This is a genomic window from Ensifer aridi (genome assembly GCF_002078505.1).
GTDB classification, from domain to species: Bacteria; Pseudomonadota; Alphaproteobacteria; order Rhizobiales; family Rhizobiaceae; genus Sinorhizobium; species Sinorhizobium aridi.
In genome coordinates, this window is record NZ_LUAV01000002.1 from 86,338 (window position 1) to 102,968 (window position 16,631).

General features: G+C 62.9%; 12 protein-coding genes. 3 read left to right on the forward strand and 9 right to left on the reverse strand.

Annotated elements, in window-relative coordinates; translation table 11 throughout:
• Positions 1–287 precede the first annotated feature (287 nt).
• Both AYK65_RS00705 and AYK65_RS00710 read right to left on the reverse strand, forming a co-directional pair.
• Positions 288–1,679 carry a M20/M25/M40 family metallo-hydrolase gene (locus AYK65_RS00705; protein WP_139793098.1) on the reverse strand — a complete coding sequence of 464 codons (1,392 nt, stop codon included), beginning with the start codon at positions 1,677–1,679 and terminating at the stop codon, positions 288–290.
• A 98-nt stretch (positions 1,680–1,777) separates the two neighbouring features.
• Positions 1,778–2,221 (reverse strand): MarR family winged helix-turn-helix transcriptional regulator, encoded by a 444-nt coding sequence (locus tag AYK65_RS00710; protein ID WP_081157779.1) that lies wholly within the window; start codon positions 2,219–2,221, stop codon positions 1,778–1,780.
• A gap of 484 nt (positions 2,222–2,705) precedes the next feature.
• Between AYK65_RS00710 and polA the strand changes: the two genes are divergently transcribed.
• Positions 2,706–5,720 carry a DNA polymerase I gene (polA, locus tag AYK65_RS00715; protein WP_046118142.1) on the forward strand — a complete coding sequence of 1,005 codons (3,015 nt, stop codon included), beginning with the start codon at positions 2,706–2,708 and terminating at the stop codon, positions 5,718–5,720.
• 306 nt (positions 5,721–6,026) lie between these two features.
• A complete protein-coding gene (gene purU / locus AYK65_RS00720) occupies positions 6,027–6,881 on the forward strand; it encodes a formyltetrahydrofolate deformylase (protein ID WP_026616733.1) in 855 nt (284 codons plus the stop codon).
• A gap of 36 nt (positions 6,882–6,917) precedes the next feature.
• Here the strand turns inward: purU and AYK65_RS00725 are convergent, their stop codons facing one another.
• The 3 genes from AYK65_RS00725 to AYK65_RS00735 are packed head-to-tail and all read right to left on the reverse strand — an operon-like array spanning position 6,918 to position 11,974.
• Positions 6,918–7,553 carry a TetR family transcriptional regulator gene (locus AYK65_RS00725; RefSeq protein ID WP_046118113.1) on the reverse strand — a complete coding sequence of 212 codons (636 nt, stop codon included), beginning with the start codon at positions 7,551–7,553 and terminating at the stop codon, positions 6,918–6,920.
• A 52-nt stretch (positions 7,554–7,605) separates the two neighbouring features.
• The gene (locus AYK65_RS00730; protein ID WP_081157780.1) at positions 7,606–10,743 is read right to left on the reverse strand and encodes an efflux RND transporter permease subunit; all 3,138 of its coding nucleotides are present in this window, start codon (positions 10,741–10,743) and stop codon (positions 7,606–7,608) included.
• Between the two features lie 10 nt (positions 10,744–10,753).
• On the reverse strand, positions 10,754–11,974 hold the full coding sequence (locus AYK65_RS00735) for an efflux RND transporter periplasmic adaptor subunit (protein WP_081157781.1): 1,221 nt from the start codon (positions 11,972–11,974) through the stop codon (positions 10,754–10,756).
• Positions 11,975–12,235: 261 nt separating this feature from the next.
• Between AYK65_RS00735 and AYK65_RS00740 the strand changes: the two genes are divergently transcribed.
• Positions 12,236–12,667 (forward strand): CHRD domain-containing protein, encoded by a 432-nt coding sequence (locus AYK65_RS00740; RefSeq protein ID WP_046118115.1) that lies wholly within the window; start codon positions 12,236–12,238, stop codon positions 12,665–12,667.
• Positions 12,668–12,737: 70 nt separating this feature from the next.
• On the opposite strand, the gene AYK65_RS00745 is transcribed toward AYK65_RS00740, so the two are convergent.
• The 4 genes from AYK65_RS00745 to AYK65_RS00760 are packed head-to-tail and all read right to left on the reverse strand — an operon-like array spanning position 12,738 to position 16,624.
• Positions 12,738–13,748, reverse strand: coding sequence for an ABC transporter ATP-binding protein (locus tag AYK65_RS00745; protein ID WP_081157782.1), 1,011 nt, complete (start codon positions 13,746–13,748; stop codon positions 12,738–12,740).
• Positions 13,749–13,763: 15 nt separating this feature from the next.
• The gene (locus AYK65_RS00750; RefSeq protein ID WP_081157783.1) at positions 13,764–14,828 is read right to left on the reverse strand and encodes a Gfo/Idh/MocA family protein; all 1,065 of its coding nucleotides are present in this window, start codon (positions 14,826–14,828) and stop codon (positions 13,764–13,766) included.
• Positions 14,825–15,664: a carbohydrate ABC transporter permease gene (locus tag AYK65_RS00755; RefSeq protein ID WP_046118116.1), complete on the reverse strand. Its 840-nt coding sequence runs from the start codon at positions 15,662–15,664 to the stop codon at positions 14,825–14,827. The genes AYK65_RS00750 and AYK65_RS00755 overlap by 4 nt, the downstream gene beginning before the upstream one ends.
• A 12-nt stretch (positions 15,665–15,676) precedes the next feature.
• A complete protein-coding gene (locus AYK65_RS00760; protein ID WP_081157784.1) occupies positions 15,677–16,624 on the reverse strand; it encodes a carbohydrate ABC transporter permease in 948 nt (315 codons plus the stop codon).
• Positions 16,625–16,631 lie beyond the last annotated feature (7 nt).

Below are 16,631 nucleotides of genomic sequence, written 5' to 3' on the forward strand. Positions count from 1 at the left end.
CGCTCGGCGCCACAAGGTGCCGGCCGGATTGACGACTGCCGGGGGCATCGGGGTTCTGCCGGAGCGGTTACGCCTCTTCCGCGCATTGAAAGGATCGCGTCGAAAACGCGATGCCTCGGTATTCGCCCTTGCCAACAGCCCACTTCCCATTCTGATTGTGTTGAGAAAGGGAAGCACCCCACAGCCGGCAGGTCAAGCCGCGATGGACACCGCGGCATCGTCAAATTCAAGTGTTTACTCAGCACGCCTGTGGCGGAGGGTGGCTCCGCCACGGTCTTGCGGCGATATCAGGCGGCAAGGGCGTCGAGGATGCGGATCCATGAGCGGATGCCCTTGTGGAAGGACTGCAGCTCGTATTTTTCATTGGGCGAATGGATGCGGTCGTCGGCAAGGCCGAAGCCGACGAGCAGCGATTCCATGCCGAGCATCGTCTGGAAATCGCCAACGACCGGGATCGAGCCGCCCATGCCGATAACGACGGCGGGCTTCGGCCATTCCTTGGAAAGTGCGGTTTTGGCCGTGGTCAAAAGCGCCGAATCATAGGGCAGGTGAATAGCCGGCGAAGCGCCGTGGGGATGGAACTCGACGGAGCAGTCCGCCGGGATCTTCGAGCGGGCATAGGCGCGGAAGCTCTCGCGGACTTTCAACGGATCCTGCTTGCCGACGAGGCGGAACGATACTTTGGCTGAGGCTTGGGCGGCAATGACCGTCTTGAAGCCTTCGCCGGTATAGCCGCCGATGATGCCGTTGACCTCCGCGGTCGGCCGCGCCCAGGTCAGTTCCAGCAGCGAGCGCCCCTTCTCACCTGAAGGAATCGAGAGCCCGACCTCGCCCAGGAATTTCTCTGCCGTGCGGCCGAGCGTCTCCCAGCTCTTCTTGATCTCGGCCGGGGTCTCCTCGACGCCTTCGTAGAAACCGTCGAGCGTCACACGGCCGGTCTCGTCGTGGAGCCCGGCAAGGATATCGGTCAGAATATGGATCGGGTTTGCCGCCGCGCCGCCGAAAAGACCGGAATGCAGGTCGCGGTCCGCCGCGGTGACGATGATCTCCTCGCCGACAAGACCGCGCAACCCGGCCGAGATCGCTGGCGTTTCCCGGTCCCACATGCCGGTATCGCAGACCAGCGCATAATCCGCCTTGAGTTCGGCGGCATTGGCTTCGAGGAAGGGTTTGAGCGACGGCGAGCCGGATTCCTCCTCGCCCTCGAAGAGGATGGTGATGCGGCAGGGAAGAGCGCCGCGGGTTTCCTTATAGGCGCGCACCGCCTCGACGAAGGTCATCAATTGGCCCTTGTCGTCGGAGGTGCCGCGGCCGGTGATGATCTTGCGTCCGGGCTCCACTTCCTTGATCGAGGGCTCGAAGGGCGGAGCCTCCCAGAGGTTCAACGGATCGACCGGCTGCACGTCGTAATGGCCGTAAAAGAGCAGGTGCGGCGCCGTCGCCTTCTCGGCCCCGTGATGGGCGACCACCATCGGGTGGCCGGGCGTGTCGCGGACCGAGGCTTCGAAGCCGAGTGCGGCGAGCTCTGCCGCTAGCCACTCGGCCGCCTTGCGACACTCCGCCTTGAAGACCGGGTCGGTGGAAATCGACTTGATGCGGACGACGTCGAAGAGCCTCTCGAGGCTGTTCGGGAGATTTGCGTCGGCGCGCTCGAGAACCGGGGTGATATCTACCATCATGCGAATCCTTTGTGGGTTTCGCGGGCGAAACTAGAGCCTAAAACAGGCCGCTTTAAGCGAAATCTTTTGATGCAACGATAAATTGTCTGGCCGAAAAATCAGGAAGCCTCGCCATCGCGCGCCGTATTGGCGAGCGCCATGCGCATATATTCGAGCATGAGTTCCTTTTCGAAGCGGCGGAAGCCGGAGAAAAGCGATTGCTCCGCCGCTACCGCCGCTTCCTTCGCCGCCGCTTCCATCTCGCGGGCTCGTTCCGTCAGGAAGATCTGCTGCGAGCGCCGGTCGCTCGGATGCCTGCGGCGCAGAATAAGGCCGTCTCGCTCCATCCGCGCAAGCGTGTTGGCCATCGTTGCCTGCTCGATGTCGAGCCGGTCGAGAAGCTGCTTCTGCGTCAGCCCGTCCTCAGACCACAGTTCGAGCAAGATCGGGAATTGTCCTGGGGCAAAGCCGAGCTTGTGGCCCCGCTCCTGCAGGGCGCGCGCCAAGCTTCTTGCCAACAGACTGGCCAGGTAGGTCGCAGATTCCATACGATTGAAGGCCATGCACAATGGGTACGCGGGAAGCTGAACGAAGACAAGTTACAAAGCCTGCGATGAACTCGAAGTTTGCCGGCTTCACAGGGATTTGAGGACCTGCGAACGCGGGCAACAAAAAACCGCCACGGCGCGGAGGCGGCGTCGTGACGGCTCTTTGAAAGCGGGACAAAGGCCCGGAGAGGGGGATGAGGCCTTTGTCCTCATCTGGTGCGGGCGGGGGACAGGCCAATCACCAGACACACGGCATCATTGAGTGCCGCTCGACATGATTTGAGGATTCAAATGTGGCTTTTCAAGGATTGCCCGACTGAATCGCACATTACAAATGTGTAACGTTTCCGTGAGCCTAAAGGCCCTGTTTGCCGTGTCTCCGCTTCCACCTGCTCCAGGTTAGAATACCGTCGATTCCCGTTTCCGCCCCGCGGACTTTGTGGCGCCGACCGGAAAACCGCAATGGACCTTTGCGCTGCCCCGCGCTATCCATGGCCGCATGAAAAACGGTGATCATCTCTTCCTCGTCGACGGCTCCGGATTCATCTTCCGGGCGTTCCATGCCATCCCGCCGCTCAACCGCAAGTCGGACGGGCTGCCGGTCAATGCGGTGGCGGGTTTCTGCAACATGCTGTGGAAGCTCCTGACGGATGCGCGCGACACCTCCGTCGGCGTGACGCCGACGCATTTCGCGGTGATATTCGACTATTCCTCGAAGACCTTCCGCAACGGGCTCTACGACCAGTATAAGGCGAACCGCACCGCGCCGCCCGAAGACCTGATCCCGCAATTCGGCCTCATCCGCCACGCGACCCGCGCCTTCAACCTGCCCTGCATCGAGAAGGAGGGCTATGAGGCCGACGACCTGATCGCCACCTATGCGCGGCTTGCCGAGGAGGCAGGCGCTGGCGTCACCATCGTCTCCTCCGACAAGGACCTCATGCAATTGGTCACGCCCAATGTGTCGATGTACGACAGCATGAAGGACAAGCAGATCACCATTCCCGACGTGATCGAGAAATGGGGCGTGCCGCCCGAAAAGATGATCGATCTCCAGGCGATGACCGGCGATTCGACCGACAATGTCCCGGGCATTCCCGGAATCGGGCCGAAAACGGCAGCCCAGCTCCTTGAAGAATACGGCGATCTGGACACGCTGCTTGCGCGGGCGGGCGAGATCAAGCAGCAGAAGCGGCGGGAGGCGATCATCGCCAATGCCGATCTCGCGCGCCTCTCGCGTGAGCTGGTGAAGCTGGATAAGCATACGCCGCTCGATGTGCCGCTCGAGGATCTGCGGCTCGATAGCCAAGACGGCCCGAAGCTGATCGCCTTCTTGAAGACGATGGAGTTCAACGCGTTGACACGACGCGTCGCCGCGGCGACGGATACCGATGCGGAGGCCATCGAGCCGGCCCACGTGCCGATCGAATGGGGCGCCCAGGCGCACGGGCCTGATCTCGACGTGGGCGAGGCCGCCGGCCCGCCGCCGTCGCCCCAATCGACGAGCGCCGCGCCGCCGCGCGGCAACGCCGCCAAGGCGGCTGTTCCCTTCCTGTCTCGCGGCCAGGAGGTCGAAAGGGCCGGCGCGACACCCGAGGGGCTGGCGCGGGCCCGTGCGGAATACTTCGCCAAGGCACCGTTCGACCATTCGGCCTATGTGACGATCCGCGATCTCGCCACCCTCGACCGCTGGATCGCGGCCGCGCGCGATGCAGGGCTCGTCGGTTTCGACACGGAAACGACGTCACTCGACCCGATGCGGGCGGATCTCTGCGGCTTCTCGCTGGCGATCGCCGATTATGCCGACGATCCCTTGGGGTCCAGGATCAGGGCGGCTTATGTGCCGCTCACGCACAAGAACGGTGTCGGCGATCTCCTGGGGGGCGGTCTCGTCGGCAACCAGGTGCCGGTGCGCGATGCCTTGAGCCGGCTAAAGGTGTTGCTGGAGGACCCTTCCGTACTGAAGGTCGCCCAGAACATGAAATACGGCTATCTCGTGATGAAGCGGCATGGGATCACCATGCAGAGCTTCGACGACACGATGCTGATGTCTTATGTGATCGATGCCGGCAACGGCGCCCATGGCATAGACTCGCTCTCCGAACGCTGGCTCGGCCACACGACGATCCCCTACAAGGACATCGCCGGCAGCGGCAAGGCGTCGCTCAGCTTCGACTTCGTCGACATCGACAAGGCGACCATCTATGCGGCGGAGGGGGCGGAGGTGACGCTGAGGCTCTGGCACGTCCTGAGGCCACAGCTTACCGCCAAGGGGCTGACGGGGGTCTATGAAAGGCTCGAAAGGCCGCTTATCTCCGTGCTTGCCCATATGGAGGAGCGCGGCATCACCGTCGACCGGCAGATACTGTCGCGGCTCTCCGGAGAGCTGGCGCAGGGGGCGGCCGCGCTCGAAGACGAGATCTACCGTCTCGCCGGCGAAAGCTTCACCATCGGCTCGCCGAAGCAGCTCGGCGATATCCTGTTCGGCAAGATGGGCCTGCCGGGCGGCTCGAAAACGAAGACCGGGCAATGGTCGACCTCCGCCCAGGTGCTCGAGGAGCTTGCCGCCGTCGGCCACGAGCTGCCGCGCAAGATCGTCGACTGGCGGCAACTCACCAAGCTGAAATCCACCTATACTGACGCGCTCCCGGGCTTCGTGCATCCCGAAACGAAGCGCGTTCACACCTGCTTTGCCCTGGCTGCAACGACCACCGGGCGACTTTCGTCCGCAGATCCGAACCTGCAGAACATCCCGATAAGGACCGCCGAGGGCCGCAAGATCCGCACGGCCTTCGTCACGACGCCGGGACACAAGCTGGTTTCGGCGGACTATAGCCAGATCGAGCTTCGCGTGCTCGCCCATGTCGCCGATATTCCGCAACTTCGCCAGGCTTTCGCCGATGGCGTCGACATCCACGCGATGACCGCGTCCGAAATGTTCGGCGTGCCTGTGGAAGGCATGCCGGGCGAAATACGCCGTCGCGCCAAGGCGATCAATTTCGGCATCATCTACGGCATCTCCGCCTTCGGTCTTGCCAACCAGCTCTCGATCGAGCGCTCGGAGGCCGGCGAATACATCAAGAAATATTTCGAGCGCTTCCCCGGTATCCGTGACTATATGGAGAATACCAAGGCCTTTGCCCGCGAGCACGGCTATGTCGAGACGATCTTCGGCCGCCGCGCCCATTATCCGGATATCCGCTCCTCCAATCCATCGCACCGCGCCTTCAACGAACGCGCCGCGATCAACGCGCCGATCCAGGGATCGGCCGCCGACATTATCCGCCGCGCCATGGTCAAGATGGAGCCGGCGCTGGCAGGGGCGAAACTTTCAGCCCGAATGCTGCTCCAGGTCCACGACGAACTGATCTTCGAGGTCGAGGAGAGCGAGATCGAGCGCACGATCCCGGTAATCGTCTCCGTGATGGAGAACGCGGCAATGCCGGCCCTCAACATGAAAGTGCCGCTGAAGGTCGACGCCCGCGCGGCGCACAATTGGGACGAAGCACATTAGGCTCCTTCCTCTAAAAAACCCTCCCAACCCCTCCCACCTGTGGAGAGGGGTGGGAGGGGCCTTCCGCACGCTGAGCACAAGCAGCATTGGCGTTGAGGGATTCCATCAGCATCCCTCGCAATCCTTATGCGATGAATCTTTCACGACCCGGCCGTTCGTGCCGATCTTCTGAGCCCGTCCCATCACGATGATAGAAAGCGCGCCGCGTCGCGAACAGAACGGTTGCGGTCGCGCGGCGTCCGCGCTTAGGGATCGCCCGTGGAGGAGGGCAAAAGCCTTCCGGAGTTTTCTCTACGGGAGCGGATCATGGCGTCGAACACTTTCATCCTCGTGCTGTCCTGCGAAGACAAGCCGGGCATTGTTGCGGCCGTCTCGACGGAGCTTGCCGGTTTCGGCGCCAACATCGCCGAAAGCAACCAGTTCTGGGATAGAGGCACGAACACCTTCTTCATGCGCATCGCCTTCGATGCGCCGGAGCGCGTGAAGCGCGAGGATGTCGAGCGGGCGCTGCGTCCCGCAGCCGAGCGCTTCCAGATGCGCACCGCGCTCACCGAGGCGGCTCGCCGGCCGAAGATCATCATCATGGTCTCGAAATTCGACCATGCGCTTCTCCATCTTCTTTATCAGATCCGGGTCGGCTGGCTGAATGCCGAGGTCGTCGCGATCGTCTCCAATCACGAGGACAGTCGCCGGACAGCGGAACTCGAGGGGATTGCCTATCATTGCTGGCCGATTTCCAAGGCAAACAAGGAGGAACAGGAGGAAAGGCTGCTGCAACTGGTCCAGGAGACCGGAGCCGATCTCGTCATCCTCGCCCGCTACATGCAGGTCCTCTCCGACCGGCTCTCGAAGCGGCTCTATGGCAAAGTGATCAACATCCACCATTCCTTCCTGCCGAGCTTCAAGGGCGCCAAGCCCTATCACCAGGCGCACGAGCGCGGCGTGAAGCTGATCGGCGCGACGGCGCATTACGTGACGCCCGACCTCGACGAGGGTCCGATCCTCGAGCAGGAGACGGAGCGCGTCAGCCACGCCCTGACGGCGGAGGACTTCGTCGCGACCGGGCGGGATATCGAGAGCCGCGTGTTGGCGCGCGCCGTCAAGCTGCACCTCGAAAGCCGGGTCATGCTGAACGGCCACAAGACGGTCGTGTTCAGTTGAGGTGCGGGGCGATCTGGGGGATACCTCGCTGCGCCTCTAGCTGGCCTCCAGGCTCTTCACCGGCACCTGCCGGAAGCTGGCGAAGAGGCGTCGGAGCGCCTCGTGCCCCTCGGCCACGAGATCGAAGCGGCGGCCGAAGAGCAGCCATTCGGTGCAAAGCCCCATCATCATCCAGCGTAGCGCCCGCGCGGCGGAAGGGGGCGTCCAGCTCTCCTGCAATTGTCCCCGTTCGAGGGCCCGGGCAAAGGCCAGCTCGAGCGTAGCATCGTGGCGCTCGTCGATTTCCCTTTGGCGTTCGAGAACGGGCGCCATGTCGTTGTCGTAGTCGCAGCGCAGCATGATCGCGAGAATGCGCTGCCGCTGCTCGTCCTTGGCCAGTGTCGTCAGCCACTCGCTGGTGGCACTTTCGACGATGGCGAGTGTGTCGAAGGCTTCGGTCTCGATCTCGCGGGCGATCATGTCTTCCTGCGGTAGCGGCACCGCCTCGTAGAGGGCGAGGAAGAGATCGGTCTTGTTGGCGAAATGCCAGTAGATGGCGCCGCGCGTGACACCCGCTTCCTTTGCCACCTCTTCGAGCGTCGTGTTGGAGACGCCTTTCCTGTAGAACATTCGCTCGGCGGCGTTCAGGATCTTCTTTCGTGTTGCCTCGGCGTCGGCCTTGGTTCGGCGCATGCAATTCTCCTTGAAAAACGGCCCGCCGGTAAAGGCGGGCCGTCATCGATCGTTATTCGGCGGGGCTGACGGATTCGGCCGCGGCCGTTTTATCCGTCTTTCTCCGTTCGAAGATCTTCATGATGAACACGAAGAAGACCGGCACGAAGAGGATAGCCAGCACCGTTGCCGAGATCATGCCGCCCATGACGCCGGTGCCGATGGCGCGCTGGCTCGCGGAGCTTGCTCCGGTTGCCACGGCCAGCGGCAAGACGCCGAGGGTGAAGGCGAGCGAGGTCATCAGGATCGGCCGGAAGCGCAAATGTGCGGCCTCCAGCGTCGCGTCGATCAACGACTTGCCCTGTTCGCGGAGTTCCTTGGCGAACTCGATGATCAGGATGGCGTTTTTCGCCGAGAGGCCGATGATCGCGATCAGGCCAACCTTGAAGTAGACGTCGTTCGGCATGTCGCGCATCATGACCGCGAGCACGGCGCCAATGACGCCGAGCGGCACGACCATGATCACCGAGACCGGAATGGACCAGCTCTCGTAGAGCGCCGCCAGGCACAGGAAGACGAGCAGGCAGGAGAGCGCGATGAGCAGCGGCGCCTGCGAGCCCGACTGGATTTCCTGCAGAGACTGACCGGTCCACTCGTAACCGAAGCCGGCGGGAAGCTGCGTCGCCAGCCGTTCCATTTCGGCGATCGCATCGCCGGAGGAATAGCCGGGAGCCGCTTCGCCGCTGATGCGCACCGCCGGGTAACCGTTATAGCCTACCGCTTGCGTCGGCGCCTTGACCCACTCGATGCTCGCGAAGGCGGAGAGCGGAACCATGCCGCCGTTCGAGTTGCGGACGTTGAGGTTCAGCAAGTCCGCCGTCTGCATGCGCTTCGTCTCGTCCGCCTGCACCGTCACGCGCTGCATGCGGCCGGCATTCGGGAAATCGTTGACATAGGACGAGCCGAGATTGGTCGAGATGGTCGAGTTGATGTCGGCAAAGGTCACGCCGAAGGTGTTGGCCTTCTCGCGGTCGATGATGACGCTGACCTGCGCCGCATCGGGCATGCCCTCGAAGCGGACGCCGGTCAGAACCTTGCTTTGTGAGGCGAGACCGAGCAACTGGTCGCGTGCCTGTGCGAGGGCTACTTCGCCGAGGCCGCCCCGATCCTGCAGGCGGAAGGAGAAGCCGCCGGTGGTCCCGAGCCCCTGGATCGCCGGAGGCGACAGCGCGAAGCTGATCGCGTCCTTGATTTGGCTCATCGCCATCGTCGCGCGGCCGGCGATCGACTGCGCGGAGTTGTCGGCATCGCGCTCGCTCCAGTCTTTCAGCGTCACGAAAGCGAGACCGGCATTCTGGCCGCTGCCGAAGAAGGAGAAGCCGTTGATCGCGACGATACGATCGACCGCGGGCTCCTGGCCGAAGATCTTCTCCGCCTGTTCGATTACTTCCGTCGTGCGGTTTCCGGTCGCCTCCGAAGGCAGCTGCATCATGACGATGACATAGCCCTGGTCTTCGTCCGGTAGGAAGGACGAAGGAAGCTGGAGGAACGCCCAGCCGAGACCGACAAGCAGCGCCAGGTAGATGACCATGAACCGGCCGGTGCGATGGACCACACCCCGGACGAAGCCCGTGTAGCCGCGCGACGTGCGGTCGAAGCTGCGGTTGAACCAGCCGAAGAAGCCGCGCTTGGCGTGGTGATGCCCCTTCGGAACCTGCTTCAGGAAGCTCGCGCAGAGTGCGGGCGTCAGCGACAGCGCAAGCAGCGCCGAGAACAGGATCGACACGACCATGGTCAGGCTGAACTGACGGTAGATCACGCCGACGGCGCCCGGGAAGAAGGCCATCGGGATGAACACGGACGCCAACACGAGCGTGATGCCGATCACCGCGCCGGTAATCTGCTTCATCGCCTTGCGGGTGGCCTCCTTCGGCGTCAGTCCCTCCTCCGACATGATGCGCTCGACGTTCTCGACGACGATGATTGCGTCGTCGACGAGGATGCCGATCGCCAGCACCATGCCGAACATGGTCAAGACGTTGATCGAGAAGCCCATCGCCAGCATAACCGCGCAGGTGCCGAGAAGGGCGACCGGCACAACGATTGTCGGGATGATCGTGTAGCGGATGTTCTGCAGGAACAGGAACATCACGATGAAGACGAGACCGACAGCCTCGACAAGCGTATGCAGCACCTTCTCGATCGATACCTCAACGAAGGGTGACGTGTCGTAGGGAATGGAATATTCGAGGCCCTGCGGGAAGAACTCGGCGAGCTCGTCCATGCGCGCCTTGATCGCTGCGGAAGTCGACATCGCATTGCCGCTCGGCGAGAGCTGGACGGCGATGGCTGCCGAGGGCTTGCCGTTGAGGCGCGTCGTGAACGAGTAGGTCTCGCCGCCGATCTCGACACGGGCGACGTCGCGCAGCCGCACGGCGGAACCGTCGGCATTGGCGCGAAGAACGATGGCGCCGAACTCTTCCGGGGTGGAGAGCTGACCCTTGATCACCACAGGCGCGGCGATCTGCTGGGTGATCGGGTTCGGCTGGGCGCCGATCGAGCCCGAGGCGATCTGCGCGTTCTGCGCCTGGATCGCGGCCGTGATGTCGGCCGCCGTCAGGTTGAGCCCGAGCATCTTGTCCGGATCGAGCCAGATGCGCATCGAGCGTTCGGTCGCAAAGAGCTGGGCGCGGCCGACGCCGGGCACACGCTGGATTTCACTGAGCACGTTACGGCTCAGATAGTCGCCGAGGCCGATCGCGTCCATCGAACCGTCAGTCGAGGTGAGCGAGATGATCAGGAGGAAGCCGGAACCGGCCTCGTCCACCTGCACGCCCTGCTGCCTGACCGAATCCGGCAGGCGCGGCTCGACGCGCTGGACGCGGTTCTGGATGTCGACCGAAGCCTGGCTCGGGTCGGTGCCCGGCGCAAAGGTCGCGCTGATTTCAGCCGAGCCAGAGGAGCTGGACGTCGATTCGAAGTAAAGCAGACCCTCCACGCCGTTGAGCTCATCCTCGATCAGGCGCGTGACGCTCTGATAGGTATCCTGCGACGAGGCGCCGGGATAGGTGGCGTTGATCGAGATTTGCGGCGGCGCGACGTCCGGATATTGCGAAACCGGCAGGAGCGGAATCGCGATGATGCCGGCGATCATGATGAAGATCGCCACCACCCAGGCAAAGATCGGCCTGTCGATAAAGAAACTGGGCATGGAAGGGCTCTCACTTCACTTCGGTCGCGGGCTTTTCGCCGGTGGCTGCCGAAGCGCTGGCTTGTTCGGTTGTGGGCTTGGCGTTCGGATCCCATGCGGTCGGTACGACCGGCGCGCCGGGACCGACTTTCTGGAAGCCCTCGACGATGACCTTCTCGCCGGCCTTGAGCCCGGAGGTCACCTGCCAGCGTTCGCCGACCGTCCGCCCGAGCGTGACGTTGCGGAATTCGACCTTGTTGTCGGCGGAGACGACATAGATCTGGGACTGGCCGGCATTGTTGCGCTGGACCGCCTGTTGCGGCACGGTGATCGCGTCCTTCTCCAGCCCCTGCTGGATCTGGACGCGCACATACATGCCCGGCAGCAGATCGTTGTTCGGGTTCGGGAACTCGCCGCGCAGAGTCACCTGGCCGGTGGTCTCGTCGACGGCAGCCTCGGAGAAGAGCAGCTTGCCCTTGAGTGCGTAAGGCGTTCCGTCGTCGAGAATCAGTTGCACCTCCGCCTCGTCCTTGGCGCTCATCAGTTGACCGTCCTCGAGCGCCCTGCGCAGGCGGATAAGGTCGGTCGCCGACTGCGTGAAGTCGGCATAGATCGGGTCGAGCTGCTGGATCGTTGCAAGATTCTCCGTGCCGTTGGTGCTGACGAGCGCGCCTTCTGTGATCAGCGCCCGGCCGATCCGGCCGCTGATCGGTGCGGTGACGTTCGCATATTGCAGATTGAGCTTCGCCTCGGCGAGGCCGGCCTCGGCTATGCCGACCTCCGCCTCGGCCTGCGCCAGCGTCGCGATCGCGTCGTCGTATTGTTGCACGGCGGCGACCTGGGCCTCCTTGAGCCGCGACTGCCGATCGGCGGTCTGCCTGGCCTGATCGCGCACGGCGAGAGCGCGCTTCAGCGTCGCCTCGGCGCTGTCGACCTTGACCTGGAACGGCGCCGGGTCGATCCGGTAGAGGACGTCGCCTTCCTTGACCATGGAGCCCTGCTCGAACACGCGCTCGACGACAATCCCGGAAACCCGCGGGCGGACCTCGGCGATGCGGGTCGGCGTGATGCGGCCCGGCAGTTCGTTGGTGATCGGCAACGGCGCCGTCGTCGTGGTGTAGACGGCAACCTGAGCCGGCGGGAAGGCGGGGGCGGCCTGCTGTTCTTCGTTTTTCTGGCAGCCGGCGAGAAAAATCACAGTTGCCAGCGAGGCGGCCAGTATCGGTCGATTCATTCGCATTGCGATGTCCATATTGGAGGACCGTCCGCAGCCGCTGCGCCTGGCAAGCGCTGCGCGGTCCAAAAGAGAGATGAAGCAGAGCCGGTATTGGCGGTGCTAAAATACCGGAAAGCTAATATACGTACAACAATGTATGTTAATTTCCGCCGTGGTGCAACAGCGGATCGTCGGCGGTGCGATAAGAGGCGCGGCGCTGGTGGTGTTGACCGGAACCTAAGCTGGCTCTGAAGAGTTGAAGGCCATCTGCACTACACCTGCTCGGGAGGATACCTAATGAGAGCCATTCGTAACAATTCTCTCCTGGCCGGGATCGCCGTAGCCGTCTCCTTAGCTTCGGGTCCCGGTTTCGCTGAGACGTTGAAATTCAAGGCCGACCTCAGGGGATCAAGCGAAGTGCCGCCTAATGACAGTGCCGGCCGCGGAACGGCGAACATTTCCTTCGACACTGACACGAAGAAATTGACATGGACTGTGAACTCGAGCGGTTTGTCCGGAGAAGCCACGGCAGCGCACTTTCATGGACCGGCGGCCGTGAGTGAAAATGCCGGGCCGGTTGTCGATGTCTCGAACGCGCTCGCTTCCGGATCCGCTGAAATCACCGAGAAACATCTGGCGGATTTGCAGGCTGGAAGGTGGTATCTCAACATCCACACGGAAAAGTTCCCGGACGGAGAGATCCGCGGGCAAGTGGAAAAAGCACAATAACAGCGCCAGCGCCGCTTCGATCATTCGGCGCGCCAAGCGGCGCGACGGCTCGAACAAGCGTTCATGGCGATCATTGACCGGAGATGATCACCCGACCATCGGCATCGAAGCGATGCATGCCGCCGATGACCGGCGTCGCGTGCACGATATCGTCGGCGGCGTAGCGGTGTTCGCCGAAGAGCCGGACGGTCAATGGGCCGACCTCGTCGGATTCGAGGTAGACGATCGTGTCCGCGCCCAGGTGCTCGACATGAATCACCTTACCCCGCCACTGGCCGCTGTCGCGGGAAAGCCCGATGTGTTCCGGCCGAATGCCGATCGTCTTCGCCGCACCGTCGCCGAGCTTCGCGCCGTCGATGAAATTCATCTGCGGCGAGCCGATGAAGCCCGCGACGAAGAGGTTGGCGGGACGGTTGTAGAGTTCCATCGGCGAGCCGACCTGCTCGATGCGCCCCGCGTTGAGCACGACGATCTTGTCGGCAAGCGTCATCGCCTCGACCTGGTCATGGGTGACATAGATCATCGTCGCCTTCAGGCTGCGGTGCAGACGGGCGATCTCGAGCCGCGTGTTGACGCGCAGCGCCGCGTCGAGGTTCGAAAGCGGCTCGTCGAAGAGGAAGAGCTTCGGCTCGCGCACGATCGCGCGGCCGATCGCCACGCGCTGCCGCTGGCCGCCGGAAAGCTCGGCCGGGCGGCGTGCAAGATAGGGTTCGAGCGACAGCATGCCCGCCGCCTTGGCGACTTTTTCCTCGACCTCGACCTTGGGCGCGCCAGCCTGCTTCAAGCCCAGGCCCATATTGTCCTTGACCGTCAGGTGCGGATAGAGCGCGTAGGACTGGAACACCATAGCGATGCCGCGCTTGGCGGGCGCGACGTGGCCGACTTCGACGCCGTCGATCTGCACGCTGCCCGAGGTCGCGTCCTCGAGGCCGGCGATGGTGCGCAGGAGGGTCGATTTTCCGCAGCCGGACGGTCCGACGAAGATGACGAACTCGCCATCGTTTACATCGAGATCGATTCCCTTCAGCACCTCATGAGCGCCGAAAGCCTTGCGGATGGATTTGAGTTGCAGTGATCCCACGTGTTGCCCTCTTGATTAAAGCTTGACCGGCTTACCGATGCGCACGCTTTCGTCCGCCGCCAGGCAGATCTTCAGCGACTGCACCGCATCATTCATATGCCGGTCGAGATCGATGTCTTCGCGGATGGCCTTCAGCACGAAGGCCTGCTCGCGGTTGCAGAGTTCCTGGTGGCCGGGTTCCCCTTCCATCGTCAGGTCCTCGTCCGATGTGAGGAAGCGTCCGTCCGGGCCGGTCGCGGCGCTGTGCAGGCGGATGACGGCGGTCTTGGTGTGCACGTCGATGTCGTCGGACTTGGCCTTCTCATCCATGACGATGGACACCGAACCGTTCGGCGAGATCACGTCCTTCACGAAGAAGGCGGTCTCCGACATCATCGGCCCCCAGCCGGCCTCGTACCAGCCAACCGAGCCGTCCTCGAAAACGACCTGCAGATGCCCGTAATTGTACATGTCTGACGCGATCTCGTCCGAGAGCCTCAAGCCCATGCCGCGCACCTCGACCGGTTTCGCGTCAGTGATCTGGCACATGACGTCGACATAGTGAACGCCGCAGTCGACGATCGGCGAGGTCGTCTGCATCAAAGACTTGTGCGTCGCCCAGGTCTCGCCGCTCGACTGTTGGTTCAGGTTCATGCGGAAAACATAAGGGCCACCGAGTTTGCGGGCTTCCGCGATCAGCCGCATCCAGGATGGGTGATGGCGCAGGATATAGCCGATCACCAGCTTGCGGCCGTTGGCTCGGGCGCAGGCGACGACCCGCTCGGCATCGGCGACCGTGGTCGCCAGCGGCTTCTCGACGAAGACATGGCAGCCTGCCTCCATGGCCGTCACCGCATAGGCGGCGTGGCTGTCCGAATAGGTGTTGATCGAGCAGAGCTCCGGCCTCAGTTCGAGAAGCGCCTCGTTGAAGGAGGGGAGGATCTCGTAGCCCGCGAGTTGCTCCGGAAGCTCGACCTTCGAGCGGTTGACGAGGCCGGCGATCTCGAAGCCGGGATTTTCGTGATAGGCGAGGGCATGGCTGCGGCCCATATTGCCGAGGCCGGCTACGAGAACGCGGATGGGATTTTCGGAAGGACTCACTTGACCGCTCCTGCCGTGATGCCGCGGATCAACTGCCGCGAGAAGATGACGTAGAGGACGAGTACGGGGAAGATCGCCAGCGACAGTGCGGACAGGACCGCATTCCAGTTGGTGACGAACTGCCCGATGAAGATTTGCGATCCGAGCGTGACGGTCTTCGTCGTCTCCGCCGGCGCGAGGATCAGCGGGAACCATAGATCGTTCCAGATCGGGATCATGGTGAAGACGGCGACCGTCGCCATGGCCGGGCGGACGAGCGGCAGCACCAGCCGGAAGAAGATCGCATATTCCGAAAGCCCGTCTATGCGCCCGGCGTTCTTCAGGTCGTCCGACACGGTGCGCATGAACTCCGAGAGGATGAAGACCGCGAGCGGCAGGCCCTGTGCCGTATAGACGAGGATCAGGGCGGTCAGCGTATTGACGAGGTTCGCCGCCACCATGCCCTGGAGGATCGCGACCGTTCCGAGGCGGATCGGGATCATGATGCCGAGAGCGAGATAGAGTCCCATCAAAGCGTTGCCGCGGAAGCGATATTCGGAAAGGGCGAAGGCGGCCATGGCGCCGAAGAGCAGCACGAGCGCGATCGACACGACGGTGACGATGACGCTGTTCTGGAAATATCCGAGGAAATCGCCCTGCTTCAGTACGGTCTCATAGCCGATCAGGCTGAAGGTTTCGGGTGTCGGGATCGCCAGGGGCTCGCGAAAGATCGCGTTGCGGCTCTTGAACGAGTTGACGATCGTCAGGAACACCGGAAACAACGCCACGAGCGTATAGGCGATCAGGGCGGCATGGACCGCGCCGGTGCGGAAGAGGGAGGTGCGTGCTTTCGACATCCGGGATCCTCCTCAGAACTGATAACGGCGCATGCGGCGCTGGATGACGAAGAGATAGAGTGAGACGCCGGCGAGAATGATGAGGAACATGATCGCAGCGATCGTCGCGCCCATCGAGCGGTCGCCGAGCTGGAGCTGGAAACCGAAGAAGGTGCGGTAGAGCAGCGTGCCGAGGATGTCCGTCGACCCGTCCGGTCCGGCGAGCGCGCCCTGCACCGTGTAGATCAGGTCGAAGGCATTGAAGTTGCCGACGAAGGTGAGGATCGAGACGATGCCGATGGCCGGCAATATCAAGGGCAGCTTGATCTTCCAGAACTGGCTCCAGCCGGTTACGCCGTCGAGCTCCGCCGCCTCGATCACCTCGTCGGGAATGTTGAGGAGCGCCGCATAGATCAGCATCATCGGGATGCCGATATATTGCCAGACCGAGATCAAGGAAACGGCGATCAGCGCCGAGTCGGGCCGCCCGAGCCAGGGCGCGAACAGCCATTTCAGCCCGACGACATCCATGAGGTAAGGCGCGACACCCCAGATCGGCGACAGGATCAGCTTCCAGATGAAGCCGACGATGACGAAGGACAAGAGCGTCGGTAGAAAGATCGCGGTGCGATAGAAGGCGCTGAAGCGCAGCTTCGGGATCGACAGCATGGCGGCGAGCGCAATGCCGATCGGGTTCTGCACGGCCATGTGGATGAGGAAGAAGACGAAATTGTTCTTCAGCGCATTCCAGAAATCCGACGCCCAGCGCGGGTCGCCGAAGAGCACCTTGAAATTGCCGAGGCCCACGAAGGTGTATTGACCGTCGACCGTGTTGTAGAAGGACTGGCGCAGTGTCTCGATCAGCGGCAGGATCATCACCGCCGTGTAGACGGCGAGTGCCGGCAGCAGGAAGACGAGGATGTGCCAGCGCCGAGGGCGCTTCAGCTCACTGACGTCCGTTGTAGTCTCGCGTGGATTCATCGGCCTC